At 73.0% G+C, this 26,999-nt stretch carries 22 protein-coding genes; 13 read left to right on the top strand and 9 right to left on the bottom strand.

What is annotated here, in order from left to right:
* The first annotated feature begins 42 nt into the window (after positions 1–42).
* Positions 43–1,650, top strand: coding sequence for an FAD-binding oxidoreductase (locus tag EES43_RS29700; RefSeq protein ID WP_124271635.1), 1,608 nt, complete (start codon positions 43–45; stop codon positions 1,648–1,650).
* Between the two features lie 37 nt (positions 1,651–1,687).
* Here the strand turns inward: EES43_RS29700 and EES43_RS29695 are convergent, their stop codons facing one another.
* Positions 1,688–3,757: an FUSC family protein gene (locus EES43_RS29695; protein WP_241192584.1), complete on the bottom strand. Its 2,070-nt coding sequence runs from the start codon at positions 3,755–3,757 to the stop codon at positions 1,688–1,690.
* Between the two features lie 259 nt (positions 3,758–4,016).
* On the opposite strand from EES43_RS29695, the gene EES43_RS29690 reads away from it, so the two are divergent.
* The 3 genes from EES43_RS29690 (at position 4,017) to EES43_RS29680 (ending at position 6,902) form a co-directional block, all read left to right on the top strand.
* A complete protein-coding gene (locus tag EES43_RS29690) occupies positions 4,017–4,613 on the top strand; it encodes a DoxX family protein (protein ID WP_124271634.1) in 597 nt (198 codons plus the stop codon).
* A 250-nt stretch (positions 4,614–4,863) separates the two neighbouring features.
* Complete coding sequence (locus EES43_RS29685; protein WP_124271633.1) at positions 4,864–6,318, top strand: carotenoid oxygenase family protein; 1,455 nt, start codon at positions 4,864–4,866, stop codon at positions 6,316–6,318.
* 155 nt (positions 6,319–6,473) lie between these two features.
* The gene (locus tag EES43_RS29680) at positions 6,474–6,902 is read left to right on the top strand and encodes a pyridoxamine 5'-phosphate oxidase family protein (RefSeq protein ID WP_124271632.1); all 429 of its coding nucleotides are present in this window, start codon (positions 6,474–6,476) and stop codon (positions 6,900–6,902) included.
* Between the two features lie 77 nt (positions 6,903–6,979).
* Here the strand turns inward: EES43_RS29680 and EES43_RS29675 are convergent, their stop codons facing one another.
* Entirely contained in the window at positions 6,980–7,231 is a 252-nt protein-coding gene (locus EES43_RS29675) for a hypothetical protein (protein ID WP_124271631.1), read from the bottom strand.
* Positions 7,232–7,598: 367 nt separating this feature from the next.
* Between EES43_RS29675 and EES43_RS29670 the strand changes: the two genes are divergently transcribed.
* Positions 7,599–9,812, top strand: coding sequence for a HelD family protein (locus tag EES43_RS29670; protein WP_124272214.1), 2,214 nt, complete (start codon positions 7,599–7,601; stop codon positions 9,810–9,812).
* Here the strand turns inward: EES43_RS29670 and EES43_RS29665 are convergent, their stop codons facing one another.
* Positions 9,813–10,181: a low affinity iron permease family protein gene (locus EES43_RS29665; protein ID WP_124271630.1), complete on the bottom strand. Its 369-nt coding sequence runs from the start codon at positions 10,179–10,181 to the stop codon at positions 9,813–9,815.
* Positions 10,182–10,358: 177 nt separating this feature from the next.
* On the opposite strand from EES43_RS29665, the gene EES43_RS29660 reads away from it, so the two are divergent.
* Positions 10,359–11,474 carry an AI-2E family transporter gene (locus EES43_RS29660; protein ID WP_124271629.1) on the top strand — a complete coding sequence of 372 codons (1,116 nt, stop codon included), beginning with the start codon at positions 10,359–10,361 and terminating at the stop codon, positions 11,472–11,474.
* A 135-nt stretch (positions 11,475–11,609) separates the two neighbouring features.
* Here EES43_RS29660 and EES43_RS29655 read toward each other — a convergent pair whose 3' ends face one another.
* On the bottom strand, positions 11,610–12,374 hold the full coding sequence (locus EES43_RS29655; protein ID WP_124271628.1) for an SDR family oxidoreductase: 765 nt from the start codon (positions 12,372–12,374) through the stop codon (positions 11,610–11,612).
* A gap of 378 nt (positions 12,375–12,752) precedes the next feature.
* On the opposite strand from EES43_RS29655, the gene EES43_RS29650 reads away from it, so the two are divergent.
* From EES43_RS29650 to EES43_RS29635, 4 genes are all read left to right on the top strand, one after another.
* Positions 12,753–13,637: an SIS domain-containing protein gene (locus EES43_RS29650; protein WP_124271627.1), complete on the top strand. Its 885-nt coding sequence runs from the start codon at positions 12,753–12,755 to the stop codon at positions 13,635–13,637.
* 23 nt (positions 13,638–13,660) lie between these two features.
* The gene (locus EES43_RS29645; protein WP_124271626.1) at positions 13,661–14,527 is read left to right on the top strand and encodes a class II fructose-bisphosphate aldolase; all 867 of its coding nucleotides are present in this window, start codon (positions 13,661–13,663) and stop codon (positions 14,525–14,527) included.
* A 219-nt stretch (positions 14,528–14,746) separates the two neighbouring features.
* Complete coding sequence (locus tag EES43_RS29640; protein WP_124271625.1) at positions 14,747–17,161, top strand: polysaccharide lyase 8 family protein; 2,415 nt, start codon at positions 14,747–14,749, stop codon at positions 17,159–17,161.
* A gap of 82 nt (positions 17,162–17,243) precedes the next feature.
* A complete protein-coding gene (locus EES43_RS29635) occupies positions 17,244–17,759 on the top strand; it encodes a DinB family protein (protein WP_124271624.1) in 516 nt (171 codons plus the stop codon).
* A 56-nt stretch (positions 17,760–17,815) separates the two neighbouring features.
* Here the strand turns inward: EES43_RS29635 and EES43_RS29630 are convergent, their stop codons facing one another.
* The 5 genes from EES43_RS29630 to EES43_RS29610 form a co-directional block, all read right to left on the bottom strand.
* Positions 17,816–18,001 carry a DUF6381 family protein gene (locus EES43_RS29630; RefSeq protein WP_124271623.1) on the bottom strand — a complete coding sequence of 62 codons (186 nt, stop codon included), beginning with the start codon at positions 17,999–18,001 and terminating at the stop codon, positions 17,816–17,818.
* A gap of 108 nt (positions 18,002–18,109) precedes the next feature.
* On the bottom strand, positions 18,110–19,150 hold the full coding sequence (locus tag EES43_RS29625; RefSeq protein WP_124271622.1) for an iron-containing redox enzyme family protein: 1,041 nt from the start codon (positions 19,148–19,150) through the stop codon (positions 18,110–18,112).
* The gene (locus EES43_RS29620; protein ID WP_124271621.1) at positions 19,150–19,389 is read right to left on the bottom strand and encodes a CDGSH iron-sulfur domain-containing protein; all 240 of its coding nucleotides are present in this window, start codon (positions 19,387–19,389) and stop codon (positions 19,150–19,152) included. Before EES43_RS29620 ends, EES43_RS29625 begins: the two co-directional genes overlap by 1 nt.
* Complete coding sequence (locus tag EES43_RS29615) at positions 19,373–20,062, bottom strand: HemK2/MTQ2 family protein methyltransferase (protein WP_241192583.1); 690 nt, start codon at positions 20,060–20,062, stop codon at positions 19,373–19,375. Before EES43_RS29615 ends, EES43_RS29620 begins: the two co-directional genes overlap by 17 nt.
* Before the next feature lie 158 nt (positions 20,063–20,220).
* A complete protein-coding gene (locus tag EES43_RS29610) occupies positions 20,221–24,048 on the bottom strand; it encodes a DUF4132 domain-containing protein (protein WP_124271620.1) in 3,828 nt (1,275 codons plus the stop codon).
* A 498-nt stretch (positions 24,049–24,546) separates the two neighbouring features.
* On the opposite strand from EES43_RS29610, the gene EES43_RS29605 reads away from it, so the two are divergent.
* The 3 genes from EES43_RS29605 to EES43_RS29595 form a co-directional block, all read left to right on the top strand.
* A complete protein-coding gene (locus EES43_RS29605; RefSeq protein ID WP_124271619.1) occupies positions 24,547–25,497 on the top strand; it encodes an ABC transporter substrate-binding protein in 951 nt (316 codons plus the stop codon).
* 42 nt (positions 25,498–25,539) lie between these two features.
* Entirely contained in the window at positions 25,540–26,508 is a 969-nt protein-coding gene (locus tag EES43_RS29600) for an amino acid ABC transporter permease (protein ID WP_124271618.1), read from the top strand.
* Positions 26,505–26,999: amino acid ABC transporter ATP-binding protein (locus EES43_RS29595; RefSeq protein WP_241192582.1), on the top strand; the 495-nt coding region annotated here is incomplete at its 3' end. The genes EES43_RS29600 and EES43_RS29595, both read left to right, overlap by 4 nt.

The following is a 26,999-nucleotide window of genomic DNA, read 5'->3' as shown; positions in this document are numbered from 1 at the left end:
AGTAAATTACCTCGCGGTAAATTACCGGAAGGTCATATGCCCATGGACACGACCTCGACATCGCGCCGAGCCGGCCACGCCCGGTCCTGGTGGGGCTGGGGATCCCCGGAACGGGCGCTGCCCGACGCGGAATGCCTCGCGCTGGCGCAGCTCGTCCCCGGCGCGGCACACGCCCCGCGGCCCGTTCCCCCCATCGCCTCGCTCGACCTGCCGCCCGCCCGGATACCGATGTCTCCGACGCTCGCCCACCTGATGTCGGCCGCGCCCGCCGACCGGGCGGCGCACACGTACGGCAAGGCATTCCGCGACGTCGTGCGCGCCCTGGACGGCGACCTGTCGGCCGCCCCGGACCTGGTCGCCTTCCCGCGGGACGGGCGGGACGTGGCGGACCTCCTCGACTGGGCCTCCGGCGCCGGCGTCGCCGTCGTCCCGTACGGAGCGGGCAGTTCGGTGGTCGGCGGGGTCGAGTACCGCGCGGGTCTCCACGCGGGCGTCCTGTCGATGGACCTCTCGGGGCTGAACCGGGTGCTGGAGATCGACCGCGTCAGCCGGGCGGCGCGCGTCCAGGCGGGCGTTCTGGGTCCCGATCTGGAAGCACAACTCAGGCCGCACGGGCTGACGTTGCGGCATTTTCCGCAGAGCTTCGAGTTCTCGACACTCGGCGGATGGCTCGCCACCCGGGCCGGCGGCCACTACGCCACCCTGCACACCCACATCGACGACCTGGTCGAGTCCCTGAACGTGGTGACGCCCGTGGGCGTCAGCCGGTCGCTGCGGCTGCCGGCCTCCGGAGCGGGCCCCTCCCCGGACCGGCTGTTCCTCGGTTCCGAGGGCGCGCTGGGGGTGATCACCGAGGCGTGGATGCGCCTTCAGGACCGGCCGCTGCACAAGGTCTCCGCCTCGGTGGCGTTCACCGGCTTCCCGGCCGCGGTGGAAGCCCTGCGGGCCATCGCCCAGTCGGGCCTGCACCCGGCCAACTGCCGTCTGCTCGACCCCGGCGAGGCCGCACTGTCGGGGGTCGCCCGCGGCGGGGAGAGCGTACTGGTGCTGGGGGTGGAGTCGGCCCACGGCCCGGTGGACGGCCGGCTGGCCGAACTCGTCGCCCTGGCCCGCGACCACGGCGGCTCCCCCGCGGACCCGGCCCCCGACGGCGGGGGCTCGGCGGCGGACGCGTGGCGCTCGGCGTTCCTGCGCATGCCGTACGTCCGCGACGGGCTGGCGAGGATGAGCGTGATCAGCGAGACGTTCGAGACGGCCTGCACCTGGGACCGCGTACCGGAGCTGTACGAGGCGGTGCGCCGCGAGGTGGGGGCCGCCGTGCACCGGGTCACCGGATCCCCCGGCCTGATCAACTGCCGTTTCACTCACGTCTATCCCGACGGAGCCGCCCCCTACTTCACGGTGGTCGCTCCGGGCCGCCCCGGGCAGGAGGTCGCGATGTGGGACGAGATCAAGTCCGCCGCGACCGAGACGCTCGGCGAGCACGGCGCGACGGTCACGCACCATCACGCGGTGGGACGCGACCACCGGCCCGGCTACGACCGCCAGCGGCCGGAGCCGTTCGCGCTCGTGCTGCACGCCGCCAAGCGCGCACTCGACCCGGCCGGGATCCTCAACCCCGGCGTGCTGATCGACGCGACGGCCTCCTGACCGGACGCCCCGGGGGCGTGCGGCCCGCCGCGTGCGCTCAGGGACGCGGCGGCGTGATGGACCCCTCGATGCGGCGGAACTGGTGGGCGAGGCCCGTCATCCACACCTCCAGGTCGACCGGCAGCGGCGCCTGCGGTACACCGCCCGCCGCCGGAAGGAGAGACGCGCCGGGCACCGGTCGGCCGCCGGTGAGCAGGAGTGCGATCCGGTCGGCCTCCGCCTCCAGGTCCGCCGCCGTGCCCCTGGCCCGCTCGATGGACGGGGCGGTGGGGGCCGCGAGCGGGCGGAGGCCGAAGCGAGGCAGCCAGTGGGCGCCGAGGATGATGTGGTTGGCCGAGATGAGCACCGCGTGCCAGTCCGCGCCGCCGGGCTCCCGGGCGCTCGCGGACTCGCTGCGGTACTGCCCGTACGCCGCCTCGGCCAGGCGCAGGAGATGGACGCTCGGCAGGGTCTGGGGTGAGGCGCTCGCGCCGGACGACGGTTGCAGCAGTTCCTGGGCCGTCACCGGCACCAGCGTGCCGCAGGAGCGCAGCAGCCGCGCCATCGCGCGGTGGACTTCCCGCCCGGCCCCGGCCGGCCAGGCCAGCAGCCCGCACAGCAGGCCGATCACGCTGCCGGTGACGACGTCGATCATCCGGGCCTCGGAGAGCCGCCAGGTGACCGGCGAGACCTGCGCGAAAGCGGTGGCCACGATCAGGGTGAACAGTCCCTGCGTGTAGGCGAGCCCGAGCAGCGGCCCGAGCGCGAAGCCGACCAGCATCGCGGGGGCCAGCAGGCCGGCGTAGACGTCGGTGTGCGTGCCGAGTCCGACCAGGAGCAGTCCCGCCACCAGCGCTCCGACGGCCGTCCCGGCCACTGCCCGGCGGACCGCCTGCCAGGTCTCGCCCGCCGTGGTGCGTCCGAGCGTCAGCACGGCCAGCAGCACCCAGAACCCGTGAGCCAGATCGAGGTACCCGGCCACCAGTCGGGCCGCGGTGAGGCCGAGTGCCGTCCGCACGGCGTTCTGGAACAGCACCGATCTGAGCGTCACGTTCCCGGTGACCCGCCGGGCCCACAGCCTCGGGTTGGAGAGTTCGGCGTACCAGAAGAGCCGGCGCGGTACGGGCGGTTCGGTCGGCCTGCCGTGCACCCCGATGTCGGTGGTGATCTCCACCATGCGCGCGGACTCGGCCAGGGCCAGCACCCGCGACTGATGGCGCAGCACGTCGTCCGGCGGCGCGCTGCCGGGCGGCCCGGACGTCAGACGGACGCGCTCCGCCTGGAAGCTCCGCATGGCCCGCTCCAGTTCCCCGGCGGCCGGCTGGTCCTTTCCGGTGCGCAGGAAGCGCGCGGAGGCGGTGCACAGCTCCGCGACCCGGCCCAGAAGCGTCGCGGAAGCGGGATCGACGGCCGGCGACGGGGCCGCGGCCAGCGCCGCCAACTGGTCCAGGAGGCGGCGTACGGTGCGCCCGCCCTGTTCCAGCGCGCGCTCCCGGCGGCCGGCGCCCGCCGGGCATTCCGCGGGCGGGACGTCGCGCAGGCGGAGCCGGGAGCCGGCCTCGCGAAGCTCCCCGGGCGTCGGCCCGCCGGGCGACGCGCCCCGGGCGGCCGTGTCCAGCGCGGTCGCCAGCCGATCCCGGTAGGAGTCGGCGGGCGGCTCCGGGAGCAGCATCTCGCAGAGGGCGAGCACCAGCGTTCCCACGGCCAGCCCCGACAGCCGCTCCGCCAGCGACCCGGGAGCGTACGGCGGGAAGCAGGCGAGCATGTAGAAGAGCTGGAGGCCCGGGGCGGCTCCGGCCGCACGGGGCCCGGCCACGGCGGCGAAGGCCAGGACGAAGCCGACGACGAGCATGCCCGCGGCGGCGGCCCAGGTGTGAGCCGCGAGGAACGTTCCGAGGATCACCAGCACGAGGGCCACGGGAAGGGCCCGCAGCACGACGGACGCCCGCTGCCGGCCGGACCCGGGGATGGCGGAGAGCAGGCCGAGCGCGATGGGGGCGAAGAGCGCGTAGACGGCCGCGATGGGCTGCCCCGCCGCGTACAGCAGCGGGTAGAAGCCGGCGCTCACCGCGACGGTCACCCGGACCGCCCGGCGGAGGATCGGGGCCCTGTCAGCGCCGGTGATCACACCCGCGTCCCCTTCGCTCCGGACCGCGTGCCCGGCCTCGCGCGCGCGGCGCTCCCCGGGCGCGGAGCCCGGTGCGCCGGCAGCGGCTGTCCGCCCATGCCGCCGTTCCTCCTCTCGGCCGGGACGGCGGCGTGGTCGGCCGCCGCCGGCTCCTGCCCGTCATTGTCGATCAGCTCCGCGTCCCCCGCTCGCGGTACCGCCGGACGCGGTCCGTCCTCGGCCACGTATGCCGGGCGCCGCACCGGGCAGACGACGGGGCATGGCTGTCCTGAGAAGAATCGCCCGGCCCCTGCTGGCCGCACCCTTCGTCGCCGGGGGCCTGCGCACTCTGCGCGACCCGCACGGGGCGGCCCCGGCCGCCGAGGCGGTCGCGGTGCCCCTGGCGCGACGTATCGGCCCGCTCACCGAGGACCCCGTCCACCTGGTCCGGATCAACGCGGCCGTGCAGTTCGGCGCGGGCGCGCTGCTCACACTGGGCAGGTTCCCGCGCTTCGCCTCGCTCGCCCTGGCCGCGAGTCTCGTGCCGACGACTCTCGCCGGCCACGCCTGGTGGAAGGAGGAGGACCCCGATCGGCGCACGCTGCAACGGCTCCAGTTCGCCAAGAACCTGGGCCTGATCGGCGGGCTGCTCATCGCCGCCGCCGACACCCACGGCAAGCCGTCACTCGCCTACCGGACCCGCACGGCGGTGTCCCGGGGCAACAGGACGGTGCACCGTGGGGCGACCTGGGCAGGCGATCGCGCCCAGCGGGTGGCGGCGACGGCCGGCAGGTCGGCGTCCGACGCCGTGCACGGGACCGGGCAGGCCGTCCGCTCCGTCGCCGGCTCGGCCCGCGAGGCCCTGCCGGGCGGCTGATACCGGGCGGCCACCCCGCCGCATGAGGGGGCGCGTACCGGCCCGGACGGGGCGGGTACGCGCCCTCTCGACGTACGCGCCCCCTCGACGTACGCGCCCTCTGGACGTACGCGGGAGGCGCTCGGCGATCGCTCCGCCCGCGAGCTTCGCGAACCACGGCTCCTCCCCGACGCGACAAGTCGCCCGGCGGCACCCGCGGTGGTCGAATCGAGGGAGCGCACGCCGCTGCCTTACGCCGCAGGAGGTCACGATGAACGCCCAGGCCGCCACGTTCGACCCGTCGCGGGTCGCCCACCTCACCGGACGGTTCGCCCCGGTCACCGAGGAGGTCGACGAAGCCGCTCTCCAGGTCGTCGGCGAGATACCGGCCGATCTCGACGGCTCCTACGTACGCAACGGGCCCAATCCCCGCTTCACGCCCATCGGCTCCTACCTGTATCCGATCGACGGCGACGGGATGCTCCACAGCGTCCGCGTCTCGCAGGGTTCGGCCGGCTACCGCAACCGCTTCGTGCGGACGCCGAGCCTCCGCGCCGAGGAACGTGCGGGACACGCCCTGTGGGGCGGCGTCGAATCGCTGGTGACCCCGGGTCCGGAGGAGGTGGGGCCCGATCTCGCCAACACCTTCAGGGACATGCCCGACATCAACGTGGTGCGGCACGCGGGGCGGCTCCTCGCCCTGGCCGAGTCCGGCTGCCCGTTCCTGATGAGCCCGGAACTGGAGACCCTGCGCAAGGAGACCTTCGGCGGGCGACTGCCCGCGGGCATCACGGCGCATCCCAAGATCGATCCGGTCACGGGCGAGATGGCCGTCTTCTGCTACGCGCTGGAACCGCCCTTCCTCACCTGGTCGCTCATCGGTCCGGACGGGACCGTCCGGCGGGGCCCGACGCCCGTGGCCGGTGCCGACCGACCCGTGATGATCCACGACATGGCTCTCACCGAGCGGTACCTGGTCCTCGTCCTGGCGCCCGCCTTCTTCGACATCGAGGCGGCCATGAGCGGCGGGGCCTTCATCGCCTGGCGCCCCGAGGAGGGAACCCGGGTGGTGCTCATCCCCCGGGACGGCGGGCCCGTCCGCTGGGCGCACGACGACGCGTTCTGGCTCTGGCACACCGTCAACGCCTACGACAACGCCCCGGACGGCGACGTCGTGCTGGAGTACGTGCAGTGGCCGAGCCTCACGCTCGGGCCGGCCCCTCTCGACGCGGGCAGCGGAACGTACAAGGGGCTGACGAGGGCCGTCATCGATCCGGTCGCCGGCACCCTGCGCCGCACGCAGTTGGACGACCGGAGGATCGAGCTCCCCCGCATCGACGACCGGATGACCGGCCGCCCGCACCGGCGTTCGGCCGTCGCCGCCGACAGCGGCCGGACGGCCGGGCTGCTGTCCGGCGAGTACGACGCGCTGCGCTGGTACGACCACCGGGGCTCGGAGACCGCCTCGCAGACCTGGAACGCCGGAGACCTCTCCGTCGGCGAGCCGGTGTTCGCCCCGGCGCCCGGACCGGACGGCGGCGACAGCGACGGCGGATACTGGATGACCTTCGCCACCGACCGTACCGACGGCACGAGTTGGTTCCTGATCATCCCGGACCAGGACCCCGCGAGCGGCCCCGTGGCCCGGGTGCGCATCCCCGTCCGCGTGCCGCTCGGCCTGCACGGCGCCTGGCTGCCGGCCGAGGACGACGGCGCGACCGGCTGAGCCGGCGGGCTGACGGCGGGCTGACGGCTCAGCGGCCTCGGTGGCTCGGGGAAGAAGCCGACGCGTGCGGCGGCGACGGGACGCGGGACGCCCGGTACTGCATCCTGGAGACAGGACAACCGGACGCAGCACGACCAGTCGATGAAGGAGTGCCCGTGGCGCTGACCCACGAGGAACGCGAGCAATTCCTGGCCGAGCCGCATGTCGCCGCGCTGGCCGTGGCCTCGGCGGAGAAGGGGCGCGCCCCGCTCACCGTGCCCATCTGGTACCAGTACGCGCCGGGCGGCGACCTCTGGATCATGACGGGCCGCGACTCCCGCAAGGGAAGGCTGATCGCCGGGGCCGGACGGTTCAGCCTGATGGTCGACCGCGTCACGCCGACCGTTCGGTACGTGTCCGTCGAGGGCCCCGTCGTCTCGACGCTCCCGGCAACGCGTGAACAACTCGTCGAGATGGCGTCGCGCTACCTGCGGCCCGAGAAGGTCGACGCCTACGTCGACTTCGCCTGGCGGGAACACGGGGAGCAGGTCGTCATCTCCATGCAGCCCCGCCACTGGCTCAGTTCGGACCTCGGCGAGGTCTGACCCGCACCACCTCTCCGCGCGGTGACGGAACAGGGCCCACCCCGTGCGGGGTGGGCCCGGTCGTGCCGCTGGAGAGGTCAGCGGCCCTGAAGGTACTCGGCGTAGAAGTAGCCGCGCTCGGCGCGGAGGTGCTCCATCTCGCCCTTGGCGTAGGTGATCCCGTACGGGCCGCCCAGGTTCAGGAACTCCCCGCTCGCGCGGTGCCCCTCGATCTCCTGGTAGCCGGCGGCGACCTTTCCGCCCTCCCGGTCGGACGCGGCGGCGGGGGCGGCCGCGACGAATCCGGCGACGGCGACGGTGGCCAGGGTGAACGCGATACGGCGAAGCATGAGTGCTCCCTCTCGGAGTGCGTACGTAACGAATGGTTCCGAGATCCAACCCTTACCCGCAGACGCGCCGCGGACGTGAGGACACGCCCCCTCCGGACGGAATGCACCTGGACGGACGCAGAGTTGGGTGCGCACTCGCGCGGGGGCCGGCCTCTCAGCGCCGACAGGTGCGCTCCGGGCCCGACGCCGCCCGCCGCCCGCCGCCCGCCGGGACAGCGGAAATCCCCGGTCCGTAATTGCGCCCCGGGGATTTTCGCGCGTATATTGGATTCTTCTGCGTGAAACGAAGAAAGGCCCCGCGAAGGGGCCTTACAAGAGGAACCATATCCGGCGGGGAGTTGTTTTGTCAAACCGGGAGAGCGTCGAATTGCACGAGGAGCAGGAATTCATCGACCGGCTCCACGACCGTGTCGACGATCTGCGCGGAGTCGCCGCGCGGGGCGTCGAGGAGGCGCTGACGCCGGTCGGGACAGGGCTCCAGGCCCGGCTGGAACGGGACGTCCTCGTCGCGGAGCGTTCGGGCCTGCTGGCCGCGCTCAACGCGGTGGACGGCTCGCTCTGTTTCGGCCGCATCGACTTCGCCGACGGCACGTCGCACCATATCGGCCGTGTCGGCATCCGCGAGGACGACTCCGCGCGCACGCCCCTCCTCATCGACTGGCGCGCGCCGGTCGCCCGGCCTTTCTATCTGGCCACCGGCCACACCCCGATGGGGTTGCGCAGACGTCGCCACATCGCCACCGAGGGGCGTTCGGTGACCGAGCTCCATGACGAGATCCTCGACCTCGGGGACCGGGAGCGGACCGGTTTCGAGGATCCGAACGGCGACACCGTCCTGCTGGCGGCGCTCGACGCCGCGCGCACCGGCCGCATGGGCGACATCGTGCGGACCATCCAGGAGGACCAGGACCGCATCATCCGCGCCCCGCACCGCGGTGTGCTGGTCGTCGAGGGCGGCCCCGGCACCGGGAAGACCGCGGTCGCTCTGCACCGGGCCGCCTTCCTCCTGTACGAGCAGCGCGAGCTGCTGGCCAAGCGCGCCGTGCTGATCGTGGGCCCCAACCCGGCGTTCCTCCAGTACATCGCCGAGGTGCTGCCCGCGCTCGGTGAGACGGGGGTCCTGCTGGCCACGCAGGCGGAGCTGTTCCCCGGAGTGCGGGCGACGGGCTCCGACACGCCGCGCGCGGCGGCGGTCAAGGGCGGCGAGGCGATGGCCGAGGCGCTCTCCCTCGCCGTACGCGACCGGCAGCGGCTGCCCGAACCCGGTGCCGCGCTGGTCATTCCGCACGACGACGGCGGTGACCTGATCCTGGACTGGGAGATCGCCTACGAAGCTCGGCAGGCGGCCCGCGACACCCTGCTGCCGCACAACCTCGCCCGCCCCCACTTCGCCTTCCGGGTCATCGACGCGCTCACCGCGCAGCTCGCCGAGCGCATCGGCGCCGACCCCTACGGCGGGCCCAACTTCCTCGGTCCGGACGACATCGCGCAGCTCGGGCGGGGCGTGGCCGTGAGCAAGGAGGTGCACGCCGCCGTCGACGAGCTGTGGCCGCCGCTCACCCCGGAGGGCTTCCTCACCGAGTACCTGGCCGATCCGGTCTACGTGTCGGACGCGGACGCCGAAGCCATCAGGCGCTCGCCCCTGGAGAGGCGCTGGACGCCCGGCGACGTACCGCTGCTCGACGAGGCGGCCGAACTGCTCGGGGTCGACGACAGCGCCGAGCGGGCCGCCGCCGAGGCCGAGCGGCAGGAGCGCGTCGCCTACGCGCAGGGCGTCCTGGAACTGTCACGGGGTTCGCAGTCCTACGAGTTCGAGGACGAGGAGTCCGAACTCCTCGCCGCCCACGACATCATCGACGCCGAACGCATGGCGGAGCGCCAGGAGGAGGCCGATCACCGCAGCGCGGCCGAACGTGCCGCCGCCGACCGGAGCTGGGCGTTCGGGCACATCATCGTCGACGAGGCGCAGGAGCTGTCGCCCATGGCGTGGCGGCTGCTGATGCGGCGCTCGCCGACCCGGTCGCTGACGCTGGTCGGCGACCCGGCGCAGACCTCCGAGGAGGCGGGCGTCGGTTCGTGGCAGGAGATCCTGCGGCCGTACGTCGGCGACCGCTTCGAGCACGTGAAGCTGACGGTGAACTACCGGACGCCCGCCGAGATCATGGAACTGGCCGCAGCGGTGGTGCGGGAGAAGGACCCCGCCTTCGAGCCGCCCGGGGCGGTGCGCTCCACCGGCCGGACGCCGTGGCGGCGGAACGCGGGCGCGGATCTGGCGGGCGCGGTGGCGCGGGCGGTGGTGGAAATGACGCCCGGGGAGGGGCGGCTGGCGGTGATCGCGCCACGGGAGCTGCACGAGGAGATCGCCGCTCCGCTGGACGGAGTCGCGGCCGGCGGCGAGCCCGACCTCACCCGCCCGGTGGTGCTGCTGGACCCGCGCCAGGCCAAGGGGCTCGAATTCGACCACGTGCTGGTCGTGGAGCCGGGCCGGTACGGCACGAGCGATCTGTACGTGGCGCTGACCCGGGCCACCCAGCGGCTCGGCGTCATCCACCGCGAGGAGCTGCCCGCGGCGCTGCGCTGATCACGTCTCCTCCTCGATCCTGATGGCCTTGCGCAGCTCCTGCTGGGCCGGGCCGACGTCGCCCCGCTGGCCCTCCAGAAGAGCGGCGGCGATGGCGTCGAGCTTGCGCTGGACGGCGTGCTCCGCCCGGCGCTCGCTGTTCTTGAGCAGGGCGAGCAGGAGCAGGGTCACGGCGGTCATCGATTCGCCGGCGAGGAGCATCCACGTCAGGGGCGCCTTGGCGATGTGCACCCCGATCACGGTGCCGACGAGGAGCAGGCACACGCCGAAGAAGGCCGGACTGCTGGTGAAGTTCGACGCCTTCTCGGCGAGTGTCCCGAAGGCGCCGCGCTCGTTTCCGCCGCGCTGCGCCGGATGTTGCAAGGTCATGCGGCGCTCGTACCCCAGTTTGCGGCCGTGGCACGGTGCCGGGGCGAAAGTGCGGCGCGGATCACGGGCCGATGGTCGGCGAACCCTCCCTCACCAGGGCATTTCACCGGATCCTGCGTTCCGCTCCGGATGGGCGGGCGTGCCGGGGTGGAGGCGGGAAGCCCATAGGGTGACGCCATGTCTTCGACGCTGAGTTCGAGAAGGACCGCTGCCGCCCTGCGGAGATCGGCGCGTGTCTCCGCTGAATCGCTGCTGGTCATCGTCATGGCCGGGGTCACGCTGTGGCTTCTCGGCCGGATGTGGTCCGTCGTGTGGCCGCTCATAGTCGGCCTTTTCCTCACCACGCTGACCTGGCCGGTGGCCCGCTTCCTGCGGCGGCGCGGCTGGGCTCCGGCCCTGGCCGCCTCGGTGGTGACCGTCCTGTTCCTGCTGGTCGGCACGGGCATAGTGGCGCTCATCGCGGTGCCGGTGGCGGACCAGTCCGGCGAGCTGGCCGACGGCGTGGTCGAGGGCATCGAGCGGCTGCGCGAGTGGGCGGCCGGGCCTCCGCTGAACATCGGGGACGACCAGATCACCGGCGCCCTCGACTCGGCGACCGCGCGTCTCCAGGACAGCGTGGGCAGCATGGTCACCACCGTCGTCACGGGGGTGAGCACCGTCGTGAACGGGCTGGTCACCGCCATCCTGGCGCTCTTCTTGATGTTCTTCTTCCTGAAGGACGGCCCGCGCTTCCTTCCGTGGCTGACCCGCCAGCTCCCCGGCCGGCTCGCCACCGACATCCCGACCGTGGCGGAACGCGGCTGGAACACGCTGGGCGCGTTCGTGCGGTCCCAGGCGTTCGTCGGTCTGCTCGACGCGGTCTTCATCGGGCTCGGCCTGTGGCTCCTGGACGTGCCGCTGGTGCTGCCGCTGGCGGTGCTGACGTTCGTTTCCGCCTTCGTGCCGATCATCGGCGCCCTGTTCGCGGGGTTGGTGGCGGTGCTCATCGCGCTGGTCTCGAACGGCATCACGGACGCGTTGATCGTGCTGGCGATCATCGTGGTGGTGCAGCAGTTGGAGGGCAACGTGTTCCAGCCGATGATCCAGAGCCGCGGGCTCGGGCTGCACGCGGCCGTGGTGCTGCTCGCCGTGACGCTGGGCGGGAGCCTGGCCGGCATCGTGGGCAGCCTGCTCGCCGTTCCGGCGGCGGCGCTGATCGCCGTGGTGTGGAACTACGTGCGTGAACAGCTCAGCGATCCGCCGCTGGAGCCGGAGGCCGCGGAGACGCCGCCGGGTGCGTCCGTGCCCTCGTAGCCGCGGGCGCGGGCCGGGGCGGCGGCGGGGAGGAGGGAGCCCACGGCGGTGGCCGGGCTCCCTCCTCCCCGCCGCCGTCCTCCGCGTCGAGTACGCCTCTCCCCCGCCGCGTCGCGGGCCCCGGGCGGGCGCGGTTCAGAGCCCGGTGCCTCCGGTGGCGTCGACGCACTGGCCGGTGACCCAGCGCGCGTCGGCGGAGGCGAGGAAGGCGACGACGTCCGCGATGTCGGCGGGGCTGCCTATCCGTCCGAACACGGAGTGCGCCGCCAGGGCCGCCGCCGCCTCGGGCGTGCGGCGCCGTCCGGCGTTCATGTCCGTCGCCACGAACCCGGGGACGACCGCGTTCACCGTGATCCCGCGCCCCGCCACCTCCTTGGCCAGCGCGCGGGTCATCGTCTCGACGGCGCCCTTCGTCATGGCGTAGGTGACGGATTCGGGGAAGGCGATCCGCGCGGCGGCCGACGAGATGTTGACGATCCGCCCGTCGTCGCGCAGGAGTTCCAGGCCCCGCTGTATGAGGAACAGCGGGGCTTTCACGTTCACGGCGAACATCCGGTCGAAGTTCTCGGAGGACGCCGCGCCGATCCGCCCGGACCCGCTCACACCAGCGTTGTTCACCAGGATGTCCAGCACCGGGCTCTCGCCCTCGGCGGCCATCCCGGCGGCGAACCCGCCGTAGAGCGCTTCGGCGTCCCCCTCCACCCCGAGCGGGGCTCCGACCGCGAAGGCTCTCCCGCCGTCCTTCCGTATCGCGTCGACGACTTCCAGGGCGGCCGGCTCACGCGTCCCGTAGTGCACGGCGACCAGAGCGCCGTCACGGGCGAGACGCCGGGCGATTCCCCGGCCGATCCCCCGGCTCGCACCGGTGACCAGAGCGACTTTTCCGGCCAGTGAATCCATGGAACCACCCCTGTACGTCGAAGAATTCATTCCCGCAAACCAGGCCACCCTACCCACCGCCGCCTCCCGGCCGCGGACGTGGACGGCGCGCTCGGGAGCCCCGCCGGGACGTGCGGCGACACCCGCCCCGAGCACCGCCCGGATGACGCGATGTGCGCGCCGGATGCTCACTTCTTGCGTTCACGCGCACCGGACCGTGCGCATCGGCGACGAGCCCTGTCGCGGTGTTCGCGGCCGTCCGGTACGGATGCCCTGCTCGCGCCGGGGTCGGAGTCCGGCGGGCAGCCACGGACGACCTTGAGCCTGCTGCTTGATATTGCTTGAAACGGGGGCCTAATATGCAGCTTCGAGCATCCGGAACCAGGGACGGGAAGAGCAATGACGCATGTGGCGCAGGAACTGGCCAGTCAGCCCGACTGCTGGCAGCGGGCGGCGGGAATGGCGGACGGTCTCGCGAGCCGGCTCCCGCGGACCGGGGAGCGCATCGCCGTGATCGGCTGCGGCACCTCGTACTTCATGGCCCAGGCGTACGCGGCCCTGCGCGAGGGCAGCGGACAGGGCGAGACCGACGCCTTCGCCGCGTCCGAGTTCCCGGCCGCCCGGCAGTACGACCGTGTCGTGGCGCTGAGCCGGTCCGGCACCACGACCGAAGTGCTCGGCGTCCTCGCCCGCACCCGGGGCACCGTTCGCAGGACCGTGCTGATCGGCGACCCGAACACCCCGATGGCGGCGATGGCCGACGACACGGTGGTGCTCGACTTCGCCGACGAGAAGTCCGTCGTGCAGACCCGCTTCGCGACGTCGGCCCTGACGCTGCTCCGCGCCCACCTGGGCCTGCACCCCGACTCGGTCGTCGAGGACGCGCAGGTGGCGCTCGCCGAGCCGCTGCCGGCCGGGCTGGTGGAGTGCGGCCAGTTCACCTTCCTCGGGCAGGGCTGGAGCATCGGGCTCGCCAACGAGGCGGCGCTGAAGATGCGCGAGGCCGCGCTGGCCTGGACGGAGGCGTATCCGGCGATGGAGTACCGGCACGGCCCGATCAGCATCTCCACCCGGTCCACCGCGACCTGGATGCTCGGCGACGCCCCGGCCGGGCTGGCCGACGAGGTCCACGCCACGGGCGCCCGGTGGGTGGCCGGCGGCCTCGACCCGCTGGCCGAGCTGGTCCGGGTGCAGCGGCTCGCCCTGGCCGTCTCCGCCGCCCGCGGCCTCGATCCGGACCGGCCGCGCCACCTGACGCGTTCGGTCATCCTCAGCACGGCCTGACGGCCTCTCACCACGGAGTTGCCATGCCCATCGCCGCCACCGGCGACCTGATCGCCGCAGCCGCCGCGCAGCGCACCGCGGTCGCCGCGTTCAACGTCATCACCCTGGAGCACGCCGAAGCGATCGCGGAGGGCGCCGAGGCCGCCGGGACGCCGGTGATCCTCCAGATCAGCGAGAACGCCGTCGCCTACCACGGCGGCAGGCCGCGCCCGCTGGCCCGCGCCGCCGCGGAGGTGGCCGAGGCCGCCGCCGTCCCGGTCTCGCTCCACCTGGACCATGTGCAGTCCACCGAGCTGCTGCACCGGGCGGCGGACTGCGGATTCAGCTCGGCGATGTTCGACGCCGCCCGGCTGTCGTACGCGGAGAACCTGACGACCACCCGCGCCGCCGTCGTGTGGGCGCACGAGAACGGCCTGTGGCTGGAGGCCGAGCTGGGCCAGGTCGGCGGCAAGAACGGCCAGGCTCCGCTCGACGCCCACGCGCCGGGAGCCCGCACCGATCCGGAGGAGGCCAGGTCCTTCGTGGCCGCCACCGGGGTCGACGCGCTGGCCGTGGCGGTCGGCACCTCGCACGCCATGACCTCGCGGGACGCCCGCGTCGACCACGAGCTGCTGGGCCGGCTGCGGCAGGCCGTGCCGGTGCCGCTGGTACTGCACGGCTCGTCCGGAGCGTCGGACGAGGAGCTGGCGCGGGCGGTGTCCGGCGGCATCGCCAAGGTCAACATCGGGACGGCGCTGAACATCGCCATGACCGGCGCGATACGGGAGAGGCTCGCCCAGGACGCGCGGGGCGTCGATCCGCGGGCCTACCTCGCGCAGGGGCGGGACGCGATGGCGCGAGCGGTGACCCGGCTGATCTCGGTGCTGCCGCGCACGGTGGCGGCGGTCTGATCCGGCGACGGCCGGGGACGCGTGCGGCGACCGTACGCGACCCCGGCCGTACGCGTGCCCGGCCTGGGCGACCCGGCCGTGCGCGTGCCCGCCCGGCCCCCCGCCCGACACGCCCCGGCCCCGTCGTCGGCCTCCGCTCGAAACGCTCCCCCTCCGGATACGGTCCCGTTCGGCCGGACGTCACGCAACGTCACGTCACCGACCGACCCGGAGCCTCCCATGACATCTGCCTGGTCGCGCCGCGGCTTCCTGACCTCCTCCGCCGCGCTCACGACCGCGGGCGGCGGCGCACTCCTCACCCCGGCGGCCCGTGCCTCGGCCGCCGAGGATGATCCCTACGCCTCGCTGCGCGCCACCTGGAGCGCACTGCTCCTCGGCGAAGGATTCAGCCCGACCGCCGAGCCGTTCAGAAGCCGGCTGGCCGCGCTGGGAACCCGCGCGGCGCGCTGGCTGGACGCCATGGACCCGGTGGACGGATCGCTCTGGCCGGACGCCGTCTTCGCCGATTCCGGCCCTGGCGCCGACGCCGACGCCGATCCCTCCGGCCTCTCGGCCAGGATGGCCGACAGCTTCACCCGCCTCCACACGATGGCGCAGGCCTACCGGCAGCAGGGGACCGGACTGACCGGGAACAGCGGTCTGCGCGACGCGGTCGTCACCGGCCTCGACCACCTCGACGGCCAGGTCTACAACGACCGCCGGAGCCGGTACGGGAACTGGTACAGCTGGCAGATCGGCGCGCCCCAGGCGCTGCTCGACGTCTGCGTCCTGATGGCCGACGCCCTCACGCCGGACCGGATCGGGCGCTACTGCGCGGCCGTCGACCACTTCGTGCCGGACTCCGCCGTCGCCTCGTACACCGGCACCAGTACGGGCGCGAACCGGGTCGACCTCTGCCGGGTGCTGGCCCTGCGCGGGATCGTGGGCGCGAGCGCGGCCAAGCTGACCCTCGCCCGCGACGCCCTCTCCCCCGTCTTCCCGCAGGTCGCCGAAGGAGACGGCCTCTACGCCGACGGCTCGTTCGTCCAGCACACCACCGTTCCCTACACCGGCAGTTACGGCTCCGTGCTGCTCGGCGGGCTCGGCATGCTGTTCGCGCTGCTCAAGGGAACCGCGTGGGAGGTGACCGATCCGAAGCGCCAGGTGGTCTTCGACGCGGTCGAGAACGCCTGGGCGCCGTTCCTGTACAACGGCCTGGTGATGGACGGTGTCGCGGGCCGCGCCGTCAGCCGCGGCGAACAGGACGACCACCGGCGCGGCCACTCGATCCTCGCCTCGATCGTGCTGCTGGGAGCCGGGGCGTCGGCCGCCGAGAGCGCCCGGTGGCGCGGGCTCGTCAAGGGCTGGGTGCAACGCGACCGCTACAGCCCTCCGATGGACGACCCGACCCTCGCGCCCAGCGCCCTCGCCCGGATCGCGTCCGTCGTCGACGACACCGGGCTCGCCGCGCTCCCCGAACCGGTCGGGCACCGCCTCTTCCCGGACATGGCGCGGGCGACCCACCGGCGACCGGGCTGGGCCGCCTCGCTCAGCATGGCCGGCCGGCGGACCACGTACTACGAGAGCGGCAACGGCGAGAACCCGCGGGGCTGGCACACCGGGTCCGGGATGCTCTACTGGTGGGGCGACACGTTCGCCAACGGCCAGTACAGCGACGCCTTCTGGCCGACCGTCGACCCCTACCGCCTGCCGGGCACGACGGTCTCGCGCAGACCTCTCGCCGACGGGGAGGGCGGCGACTGGGGTGTGTCGCTGCCCGAGGCGGACTGGGTCGGCGGGGTCACGGACGGGAAGCGGGCGACCGTGGGGCAGCACCTCAAGGGGCTGTCCAGCACCCTGCTGGCGAGGAAGTCGTGGTTCTTCCTCGACGACACCGTCGTATGCCTGGGAGCCGGCATCCGCTGCCGGGACGGCGCGGCTGTCGAGACCACCGTCGAGAACCGGAACCTGGGGCAGGCCAAAGACGCCGTCCTCACGGTCGACGGCGCGGCGACGCCCGCCGGCCGCCCGTGGTCGGCGACGCCGGCCGACGTCTCCTGGGCGCATCTGGCCGGGCACGGCGGTTACGTCTTCCCGGGCCGGGCGTCCGTCGGCGCGCTGCGGGAGGAACGGACCGGCCGCTGGCGCGACATCAACACCGGGGGCTCGACGGCCGACGTCTCGCGCACCTACCTCACCCTCTGGTTCGACCACGGCCGGGATCCCTCCGACGGCTCGTACACCTACCAGTTGCTGCCCGGGGCGTCCGAGCGGCGCACGGCGGCCAGGGCGGCGGACGGCGGCCGGCTGCGCGTGCTGGCCAACACCGACGACCGGCAGGGCGTGTCGGTCCCCTCGCTCGGGCTGAGCGCCGTCAACTTCTGGTCCGCCGCCGTCGCCGGACCGCTCGTGGCGGACGGCCCCTGCTCGGTGATGGTCACCGAACACGCCGACCGCACGGCCACCGTGTGCGTCGGCGACCCGACGCGGACCCGCACGGCCCTGACCGTCACCTGGAACCGACCCGTCGCCTCGGTCCTCGCCCGGCCGGCGACGGTCGTCTCGGCCGCCGCCGGAGCGGTTCTGCGTCTCGTGTTCGGCGATCTGTCCGGCACCCGAGGGGCGACGCAGACCGTCCGGGTGCGGCTGCCCTGAAGCCGCCCGGCGGTCGTCCCGTGCGCGGAAGTCCGCCGGGCGGGATACTGGCGGCCGGCACGCGGCGATGAGGAGCATGATCATGACGAGTACGAGCGACGAGCGGGTGGGCCCTCCCTCCTTCGGGAGCGAGCGCGAGACCCTGCGGGCCTTCCTCGACTACCACCGGGCGACCCTGGCGATGAAGTGCGCGGGGCTGACCGACGACGAGCTGCGCGAGCGGTCCATGCCGCCGTCGACCCTGTCGCTGCTCGCCCTGGTACGGCACCTCGCCGAGGTGGAACGCGCCTGGTTCCGGCGGACGTTCGAGGACGGCGAGACCCCGATGCTCTGGTCCGAGAAGATCGATTTCCAGGCGGCGTACGACGTGAGCGGGTCGGGCCGGGCCGAGGCGTTCGCCGCCTGGGAGGCCGAGGTGGAGACCTCGCGGCGCATCGAGCGCGAGGCCCCGTCCCTGGACCTGGCCGGCTACCAGCCGCGGTGGGGCGAGGAGGTCTCGCTGCGGATGGTCATGGTGCACGTGCTGCTGGAATACGGCCGGCACAACGGGCACGCGGATCTGCTGCGGGAAGGGGTGGACGGGACCGTCGGCGCCTGATCCCGGGCCGCGTCCGCCGCCCGCGCGGCCCGCCGCGCCGAACGGCCCGGAGCCGCTCAGGACGGGTGCGGGCCCGGCTGTCCCGCCGTCGGCTCCGGCTCCTCGCCGAGCAGCCGCAGGGCCTTCTCCCGCAGGCGGCGGCTGTGCTCGGGGTCCGTCGCGCGGTCGGCGGCGCGGCTCAGCTCCTCGGCGCGCTCACGGGTGCGGCGGGCTCGTTCGACGGGGCTGTCGGGCAGGTTCATGGCGGTGTCCTCCGTAGTGGGTCCTCCGTCGGCAACGGACGCTGCGCGGTGCGGCCGGAGCCCCAGCGTCACCGGAGTCGGCCCGGACCGCATCTCGTGCTGCTGCGTTCAGTGACGTTCGGCGGGCGTGAGCGCCGGGGAGAGCGGCCGGAGCAGGGCTGTCGCGCTGTTTCGCCAGGAGGCGAGGAGACGGGCGGCGAGCCGGTCCTCCAGCAGCCCGGTGGCCTCGATCCCGAAGGCGATGTCTCCCTCCAGCGCGGGTTCGTCGGCGAGGAGCCCGCCGACGACGTCCCGCCGCACCACCTGCTCGTGCACGGCGTCGGCCTCGACGTGTTCGTCGTAGAAGCGCTGGGCCGCGGCTCCCGCGCCCAGCCGCCGGAGCGCCGAGGCGAGCCGGCGCGAACCGGGCGACGAGGTGATCTCGACGGCGGCGAAGTGGCCGACGAGCGCGCCCCGCAGGGAGCGGTGGAGCCCGAACAGCGACATGAGGTTGACGGTCGCGAGGAGTTCGCCGGGCGCGGCGTCCAGGTAGTGCCCGTACGCCGTCTCCAGCGACAGGTCCGCCATCAGGTCGGCGAACAGCCGGGCGTGGACGTCCGCCTCCCGTCCCGCGCCGAACTCGTCGAACTCCACCGCCGCCATCGCCGCCTTGGCCCGCCCGTACAGGCGCGGAAGCACCCAGGCGTGCGGGTCGGCCTCCTTGAGGTGGTACAGCGAGCGCAGGGCGGCGTACTCGCGTACGTGCCACAGCTCGCCCTCGGCGTCCAGGAAGCGGCTGACGCTGCGGCCGTCGTCGCCGACCGGCTCGACGAGGAGGGGCGCCAGCGCGCCGTCCACCGTACCGTCGGTGCGGACGCCGGCGCGCAGCGCCCGCAGGAAGCGGTGCTCCAGGGCGCGGCGCAGCTCCAGCAGGCCGGGGTCCCACTCGCGTTCGGCGTCCACGCCCGCGAAGCCCTGGTAGTGCAGTTCGTACAGGACGTAGAGGGCGAGTTGGAGGTCGTCGCCGCCAGGGTCCGCGCGGGCGACCAGGGCGGGTCCGACACCGTGCGGCCCGGGGCCGCGCAGGGCTGCGGTGACGGCGGCGGACAGGGGGCCGCGCGGATCCGGGAGGGCGGGGCGGTGCCGCCGGGGCTCGGGGCGGGCGGGCATCAGGCCGCTCCGCCGCTGTCGCCCGGGGCGCCGCCGTTGCCGGGCCTGACGCGTCGGCGGTGGCTGGTGTCGCACCAGGGGTGGGTGCGGGTCCGGCGGCAGGTGCAGATGGCGACGGTGAAGCGGTCGGACGTGTAGCGGACTCCGTCGTCGCCGACCACCTCGACGGGCCCTTCCACCAGCAGGGGGCCGTCGCGGCCGACGGTGATCCGGCACGGGCGGTCAGCGCTGTTCGGCACGGACGACCACCAACTCCTCCCGGTCGGCCCGCCGGTCCAGCAGGTCCCGGCCGTGCAGCCAGGACATCCGGGACAGGACGACCGGCCCGAACGGTACGTGGGCCACGTCGCTGACGGTGGCGGACAGTCCGTGCTCCGCCAGCCGCCGCAGGGTCTTCTCCGTGCCGCACAGCCCGGAGTGGACCATGAGCAGAACGCCGCCGGCTCGCAGCAGGGAGGGGGCGGCCTCGCAGATGCGGTCCACGACCGCCCGCCCGTCGGGACCGGCGTCCCAGGCGCGGGCGCTGCCGCGGCGCGGGGGCGGGCCGTGCGGGGAGGGCACGTACGGCGGGTTGCTGATGACCAGGTCGTAGGTGCGGCCCGGGACGGGGGCCGCCAGATCGCCGCGGTGGACGGCGACCCGCCGCCGGGCTATCAGCGCGTTCAGCCGGGCGGTCAGCACGGCCCGGCGGGCGACGTCGACGGCGGTCACGTTCGCGCCACGGCGGGCGGCGGCCACCGCGAGGAGTCCGCTTCCGGTGCCGAGGTCGATCACGTCGGCGCCGGGACGGATGGCCTCCCGGGCCAGCGCCCGCAGCAGCAGATGCGTGTCGTGCTGCGGAGCGTAGACGCCGGGCAGGACGCGTACGCGCCGACCGGTCGGGGCGGTCAGCGCCGGCAGGGCTGCGGACACGGGTCACCTCCAGCACGTGCGGGCCGCGTCGATCGCGGGCGTCCCACCCCCCAAGGCTCCGCTCGTTCCGCTCGGCGCGCCATTCCTGCGATCGCGCAGCGTGACCGGCCGGGCGCTCCGGCCGGTCACGAGCCGACGCGCCGGGCCGGGCACTGCTGTCACCGCGGCTCTTCCAGGAGGGAGGTCAGGTCGAGGAGCAGTTCGGAGGCGGTGAGGGCGTCGATCTCGCCGAAGCACGCGTCTCCCTGCCGTGCGTTGCCGTCGATCGAGACGTCGGACAGCTCGACCGTGCCCGCGTAGTCGATGTCGTTGACGTTGAAGCCGTCGCGGGGCATCACGTTCACCGTCCGGCCGGGACCGAGCACCTTGAAGACACCTCCGAAGCTGCCGGCGTCCAGGACTTCCATGCGCTGCCAGCCCCGCTCGGTCAGGCCCAGGAGCGCGCCGACGGCGACCGACTCCTTCTCGAAGCGCGGAAGCCGCCGCCCCTTCGCCTCTTCGGGGGTGAAGGCGAGGACGGGGCGAGCGAGCTGGGGGAAGGGCTGGAGGATCCCGTGCGCGGCGAAGACCTCCCGCCACGCGTCGACGGCGTCCGCGAGGTGCAGCGGGTGCGGGAGGGTGACGGTCGCGTCGTCCGGCAGCGCGTACGCCTCTTCGCCCTGGCCGGTGAGGGAGCCGTCCTCGGTGACGCGAAAGGTCCGGTCGCCGGACGGGTGGCTGCTCCGCCACACCAGTCGGCGGGACAGGTGCCGCATCAGGGGATGGTGTGCGAACAGTTCGCGGAACTCCGTCGCCGTCCAGTCGCCGCCCCGCACCATCGCCGTTTCCAGCCGCCGGATCCGGTCGCGAGCGACGGTCCGTACGTCCTTCTTCAGGGCGCTGAACCGCTTCCGCTCGGCGGTCGCGAGGTCGGTGTCGTCGGCGGTGCCGGGCTTGGGCAGGTCCTTGCGGCGTTTGCCGCCGCCGTCCAGGACGTAGGGGCGCAGGAGTTCGTCGAAGCCGACGGTGAATCGGCGCGGTCCGTAGTCGATGACCGCGGTCCCGTCGGAGCGGAGCCCGAGGTCGGGCACGAGCCGGTCGGACAGCTGATCGGGGGTCAGGCCCCGGGTCGCGGCCACCTCAGCGATCTTCTCTACGGCGCGCTCCTTGAGGCCGGTGAACTTCACCCGTTGCGCGATGCCGTGCAGATGCGTCAGGGCCACGTCCGTGCCGATCTCGGCCAGAACGTCCAGGCCGTCCACCGCACGCCGGTGCGCCGACTCGCCCGGCCAGGCGCGGATGACCGGGGTCAGCCGGCGTACGGTCTGGTCGTCGCCGACCCGCCCCAGTGCGGTGAGGGCCCAGCTCTCCTTGGCCGGCATGTGGGCCTGACGCCAGCGTTGGAACAGGCACCACGCGAACTCGGCGAGCGAATCGGGTTCGCAGAACTCCTCGACGGTGTCCAGCCCCGGGTACGGTGCGCCCGGCTTGCACAGGGCGAGCATGGTGATGACGTGCCGGGTCGCCTCGGCGGGCAGCGCGCCTCCGGTGCGTACCGCGATCTGCGGCAGGAGCCCTGGGTCGGACCAGTCGGGCGCCTTGGGCATGGTCCGGGGCAGGCCGGTGAGCAACGGGTCGGCCGTGTCGATCAGTTGGCCGATGACGGCCGCTGCCTCAGTCCCGTACGCCTCGGCCGCTTCGCGTACCGCGGTGTCGCCGTGCCGGGAGGCTATGCGCAGGAGCGCGGCCTCCGCGGCCCGCCGGGCCCCTCCCGTCGGACCGACCGCGTCCGGTACGAGGAGTTCGGCGGCGCGCGGTCCGTGCCGGTCCAGCCAGGCGCGCGCGACGGGCGCCGACGCCGCGAGCCGCACCAGCCAGTCCGCCGCGATACGGGCGATGTCGGCGCTCACGAACGGCATGAGCAGTCGTCCGGCGATGTGCGGCTGACGGGCCGCGAGCCGGACGAGAAACGTGTGGGCGGTGAGCCCGAACAGGGCGGTGAACGGCCTGAGGACCTCGCGCCCGTCGCTGAAGTAGCGGGGCGCCCAGTCGTCGAGCAGTGGCGCTATCCGGGCCGTGGGGAGCTCCATGTACCAGCCGGCCACGCGCACCTGGTCGGACAGCCTTCCCTCCCGCAGCAGTCCCTCGTCGTACCGCATGGACTGGGGCCAGGGCCAGGGCACGTAGTCGCTCGGGGTGGCCGCCCACTCCTCGCGCTCGCCGGGCAGCCATGCCTCCCGCGGTTCGGCGGGCGGGGTCAGGCCCGGTACCGTCCGAGCCTTGGCGGTCCTCCGCGGCTTCGTCCAGGGAGGGCTGGTCAGCAGGTCCGGGAGGTTCGTGGCGTCCGGCAGTCGACCGGAGCCTTCGAGGATCGTCCGTACGGTCTCGGCGCCCGGCGCGTCGAGCGTGTGGAGGTGTTCCTCGGTCAGCTCCGGGTGGGCGCCGAGGTGGGAGACGAGCAGGGAGCGGGTCACCGAGTCCGGCCCGTCCGCCGCGGCGGCGCGTGCCAGCAGCCGCAGCGCGCGTACGGGATAGCGTTCGGCGGCCTGGACGACGTAGGGCCGCACGGCCTTGTCGCCGACGCGGTCCAGCAGAAAGGAGAACGCCCGGTCCGTGGGGACGTGGAGCAGCGCACGACGCAGGTCGGTCGGATTGCGGTACCCGTGCCGCCAGCTCCCCCACACCTCCAGTCCGTGGGTGACCAGGTCCTCCACGGCCGTGCCGGCCCCGTCGGCCACCGTGGCGAACTCCGCCGGGGAGGGTGGTTCCCGGTCGTGTTCGGTCAGGATGGAGATCTGCTCCGCCGTCACCGGCAGACACCGCAGCAACGCGCGCAGATCCCCGCCGAGGCCCGCCAGGCGGGCGGGATCGGCGAAGCAGTCGGCGACCCAGGCGGTCTCGGCGGGGGCGAGGTAGGCCGCCACGACCTGCCGGGCGAAGCCCTCGCGGCGCTCGGCCAGCCGGGCCACGGCCTCGTGGTAGGTCTCGTCGTCGCAGGCCGCGAGCAGTTCGCGGACCCGGTCGAGCGCTTCGCGCCGCCCGTGGCGGAGCGGCGGATCGGCGACGGTGACGGCGGCGACGGACGGGTGGATCGGTCCGGCCATGTCGGACACCCTGTTCCCGAGTTCGGCCAGCTCGTCGCTCTCGTCCGCGGAGTCCGCTCTCCCGAACAGGGCGAAGGACCGATTCCACAGTTTGTCGCGCAGGCGTGTCAGGCGGGGATCCTCCTCGTGCTCCCACACGACCTCGACGTCCAGCATCGCGACAGCCGCGCACGCCGCGAACGGCAGGCCGTGCGCAGCGGCCCACGCGTCGACGAGAGCCGCGCGGCCGATGTCCAGCGTGGTCGCCATGGTGCCGATGACGGCCGCGCCGAACGGATCGGCCGCGCCCTCCAGATGGGCCAGGGCGGCCCGGACCAGCGCGGGGTCGGTCCGCTCGCTGAAGGTCGCCGGAGTCCAGTGCCCGCGGTCGCGCAGCGACTCCAGCGTCCGCACGTGCAGCGCCGGGTCGGGGGCCGCGGGCCGGCGGGGCGCACCGCCCCTGCGGGGGTACATCCGCTCGCGCCAAGTCGCGGGGAGCCGGAAGGTGTCCTCGTCCCGGCGGTTCGCGGGCACAGGCGCGTCCGGGGCGGGCGTCTCCGGCGCGGGCGTCTCCGGCGCGGGCGTCTCCGGCGCGGGCGTCTCCGGCGCGGGCGCGTCCGGCACAGGCGCGTCCGGCACAGGCGCGTCCGGCACAGGCGTCTCCGGCTCCTCGGCCGTCCCGGTGTCCGCACGTACGGTGACGGCCGGGGTGGCTCCGGCGGTCACCTCCTGGTAGCCCTTGCGTTCCTTCTGCGTGATGGTCCGGGCCAGGTGAGCCCGCGCCGCCGCGTCGTCGGCGAATTCCTTGTGCTGCTCCTGGCCCTGCGTGCCGGTGCGTCCGTAGCGGACCGTCACCGTCGTACCCGACAGCCCGGCCTCCCAGAACTTCGACGAGTCCTCCCGGTGGAATTCCCAACGCCGCATGACGCTGACCGTCCTTTCTTCTCGCTGTGCTGGTACGGCAACCGTTCAGGGTCCTGGCGCCGGTCGTCCGGCTCGTCCCACAACCGGAACCCTGGCATCCGCCACTGACATCGCCCGGCTGCCCCGAACGGAACGACGCCCGCTTCCACCAGACGCATTTCCCGAAGAAAGCCCAGGTCACAGGCGTGTGCTGCCGTACGGTTCCGTGAGTGCGGCGAACAGGAACCGCTCATCATCACTGCTCAGTTCCCCTCGGGCCGGCCGATCCAACAACGGGGCGCGGAAGGCCGAACGCAGATGTGCACCGGTGTGCGGGCCGGAAGGCGCGGACGGAGAAGCGTACGAAGAAGAAAAGCGGAAACACCGAAATGCTCGTCGCGCAGTTCGGCGAACAAGCCAGTTCCGAATGGCAAGATGTCGGAACACGCCAGGTCGCCGCACTCGAATGTGACGGCACGAGCGACTGGACATTCCCCCACTTGTCGCAGGAGCACCACCATGACTCCGAACACCACCCCTGACACGACCGCAGCCAGGCCCCGAATTGCCGCGGTCGGCGCGATCGCGCTCGCCGGCGCACTGATCCTCGCCGGTTGTGGTGACCAGACGGGATCGAGTTCCAGGGAGAACGGGGGCAGCAGCGCTCCCCTGTTCCACAAACTGCCGAAAAAATACCAGGATTCCGGCGTCATCAAAGTCGGAACGGACGCCACATACACGCCGATGGAGTACGAGCAGGGCGACAAGATCGTCGGAATCGACCCCGATATCGCCGCCGCGCTCGGTGCGGAGCTGGGCGTCATGTTCCGATTCACCAGCGGCACCTTCGACGGTCTGATCTCCTCGCTCAATACCGGCCGCCAGGACATCGTGATGGCCGCCATGAGCGACACCAGGGCCCGCCAGGAAGGACTGGACGACAAGGGCAAGAAGACCGGTGAGGGCGTCGACTTCGTCGACTACTTCACCTCCGGCGTCTCGCTGCTGGTCAAGAAGGGCAACCCGAACAAGATCGCCTCGCTCGACGACCTGTGCGGCAGGACCGTCGCCGTCCAGCGCGGCACGATCTACGAGGACACGTTCAAGGCCCAGGCCGCCACGTGCAAGAAGGACGGCAAGCGCACGCTGACCATCGAGGCGTTCGACACCGACGCCGAGGCCCAGACCCGGGTGACGTCCGGCGGCGCGGTGGCCGACCTGAACGACTACCCGGTCGCCGCGCACATCGCGAAGACCGCGGGCGGCGGCAACGACTTCGAGATCGCGGGAGGCCAGGTGGACGCCGGTCTGTTCGGCATCGCGATCAGCAAGGACAACACCCAACTGCGCGACGCGCTGAAGGACGCGCTGAACGCCATCATCAAGAACGGCACGTACGCCAAGATCCTGAAGAAGTGGGACGTCACGAGCAGCGCCGTGACCGAAGCGACCATCAACGCCGGCAAGTGATCCCTGACGTACTTCGCCCCGTTCCGCCGAAGGGCAGCCACGGTGACTGACAATTCCGACCGACCGCCGGCCGACGAGCCTCCGGAAAGGCCGTCGGCGAGCAAGGAGCCGCCGCCCGCGGCACACCCCGAGCAGATCAACGCCATTCCCGTGCGGCACTGGGGACGCTGGGTCTCCGGCGTGGTCGTGGTGGCTCTGCTGGTTCTGCTCGTCTATTCGTTCGCACAGGGTGACATCGACTGGGACACCGTCGGAAGCTTCATCTTCGACTCCCGAATCCTTTCCGGCCTGGGCCACACGGTGCTGATCAGCGTGCTGTCGATGCTGATGGGTCTCGTCCTGGGCATCGTCTTCGCGGTGATGCGACTGTCGAACAACCCGGTCACGGGTGCGGTGTCCTGGCTGTACATCTGGTTCTTCCGCGGCACTCCGGTGTATGTGCAGCTGCTGCTGTGGTTCAACCTCGCACTCATCTTCCCCATCCTGAACCTCGGGTTCTACAAGGATCAGATGGTCGACGTGATGACCCCCTTCGTGGTGGCCCTGCTGGGCCTCGGCCTGAACGAAGGCGCCTACATGGCGGAGATCGTCCGGGCCGGCATCCAGTCGGTCGACGAGGGCCAGACCGAGGCGTCGCACGCGCTCGGCATGTCCAGCGGCAAGACCACGCGGCGTGTGGTGCTGCCCCAGGCGATGCGCGTGATCGTGCCGCCGACGGGCAACGAGTTCATCAACCTGCTCAAGACGTCGTCGCTGGTCTCGGTGGTGCAGTACACCGATCTGCTCCGGGCCGCGACGAACATCAGCGCCACGTCGTTCGCGGTCATGGAGATGCTCCTGGTGGCCTCGTTCTGGTACCTGACCCTGACCAGTGTGTTCAGCGTCGGCCAGTACTACGTCGAGCGGTACTACGCCCGCGGTTCGCAGCGGCAACTGCCGCCCACCCCGTGGCAGAGGATCAGGTCGAACCTGCGGTTCGTCTCCGCGGGCCGGGGAGGTGCGTCCGTATGACCGCGATGGTGAAGGCCGAAGGCGTCCACAAGTCCTTCGGCTCCGCGCACATCCTCAAGGGCATCGACCTGGAGGTCGCCCCCCGGGAGGTGTTCTGCGTGGTCGGTCCGTCCGGCTCCGGCAAGTCCACCTTCCTGCGGTGCATCAACCACCTGGAGAAGATCAACGCAGGCCGGCTGTGGGTCGACGGCCATCTGGTCGGATACCGCCAGAAGGGTGACAAGCTCTACGAGTTGAAGGAGAGCGAGGTCGCAGCGCAGCGCCGGGACATCGGCATGGTCTTCCAGCGCTTCAACCTCTTCCCGCACATCACGGCCCTCGCGAACGTCATGGAGGCTCCGGTCCAGGTCAAGCGCGAGACGAAGGCCGTGGCCCGGGAGCGGGCCGAGCGGCTGCTCGACCGGGTGGGCCTGGCGGACAAGGCGGGGAGCTACCCCTCCCAGCTCTCCGGCGGGCAGCAGCAGCGGGTCGCGATCGCCCGCGCGCTCGCG

This window comes from Streptomyces sp. ADI96-02 (assembly GCF_003846185.1).
Taxonomy (GTDB): domain Bacteria; phylum Actinomycetota; class Actinomycetes; order Streptomycetales; family Streptomycetaceae; genus Streptomyces.
Note: the sequence above shows the minus strand (reverse complement) of the source record. Positions and strands in the feature narration are given on the sequence as shown.

Bases quoted from the DNA above. Each gene is read 5' to 3' on its own strand.
- EES43_RS29700 (WP_124271635.1), top strand. From the start codon at position 43: ATGGACACGACCTCGACATCGCGCCGAGCCGGCCACGCCCGGTCCTGG.
- EES43_RS29690 (WP_124271634.1), top strand. From the start codon at position 4,017: ATGGCTGTCCTGAGAAGAATCGCCCGGCCCCTGCTGGCCGCACCCTTC.
- EES43_RS29685 (WP_124271633.1), top strand. From the start codon at position 4,864: ATGAACGCCCAGGCCGCCACGTTCGACCCGTCGCGGGTCGCCCACCTC.
- EES43_RS29675 (WP_124271631.1), bottom strand. From the start codon at position 7,231: ATGCTTCGCCGTATCGCGTTCACCCTGGCCACCGTCGCCGTCGCCGGA.
- EES43_RS29665 (WP_124271630.1), bottom strand. From the start codon at position 10,181: ATGACCTTGCAACATCCGGCGCAGCGCGGCGGAAACGAGCGCGGCGCC.
- EES43_RS29660 (WP_124271629.1), top strand. From the start codon at position 10,359: ATGTCTTCGACGCTGAGTTCGAGAAGGACCGCTGCCGCCCTGCGGAGA.
- EES43_RS29655 (WP_124271628.1), bottom strand. From the start codon at position 12,374: ATGGATTCACTGGCCGGAAAAGTCGCTCTGGTCACCGGTGCGAGCCGG.
- EES43_RS29650 (WP_124271627.1), top strand. From the start codon at position 12,753: ATGACGCATGTGGCGCAGGAACTGGCCAGTCAGCCCGACTGCTGGCAG.
- EES43_RS29645 (WP_124271626.1), top strand. From the start codon at position 13,661: ATGCCCATCGCCGCCACCGGCGACCTGATCGCCGCAGCCGCCGCGCAG.
- EES43_RS29640 (WP_124271625.1), top strand. From the start codon at position 14,747: ATGACATCTGCCTGGTCGCGCCGCGGCTTCCTGACCTCCTCCGCCGCG.
- EES43_RS29635 (WP_124271624.1), top strand. From the start codon at position 17,244: ATGACGAGTACGAGCGACGAGCGGGTGGGCCCTCCCTCCTTCGGGAGC.
- EES43_RS29630 (WP_124271623.1), bottom strand. From the start codon at position 18,001: ATGAACCTGCCCGACAGCCCCGTCGAACGAGCCCGCCGCACCCGTGAG.
- EES43_RS29625 (WP_124271622.1), bottom strand. From the start codon at position 19,150: ATGCCCGCCCGCCCCGAGCCCCGGCGGCACCGCCCCGCCCTCCCGGAT.
- EES43_RS29610 (WP_124271620.1), bottom strand. From the start codon at position 24,048: ATGCGGCGTTGGGAATTCCACCGGGAGGACTCGTCGAAGTTCTGGGAG.
- EES43_RS29605 (WP_124271619.1), top strand. From the start codon at position 24,547: ATGACTCCGAACACCACCCCTGACACGACCGCAGCCAGGCCCCGAATT.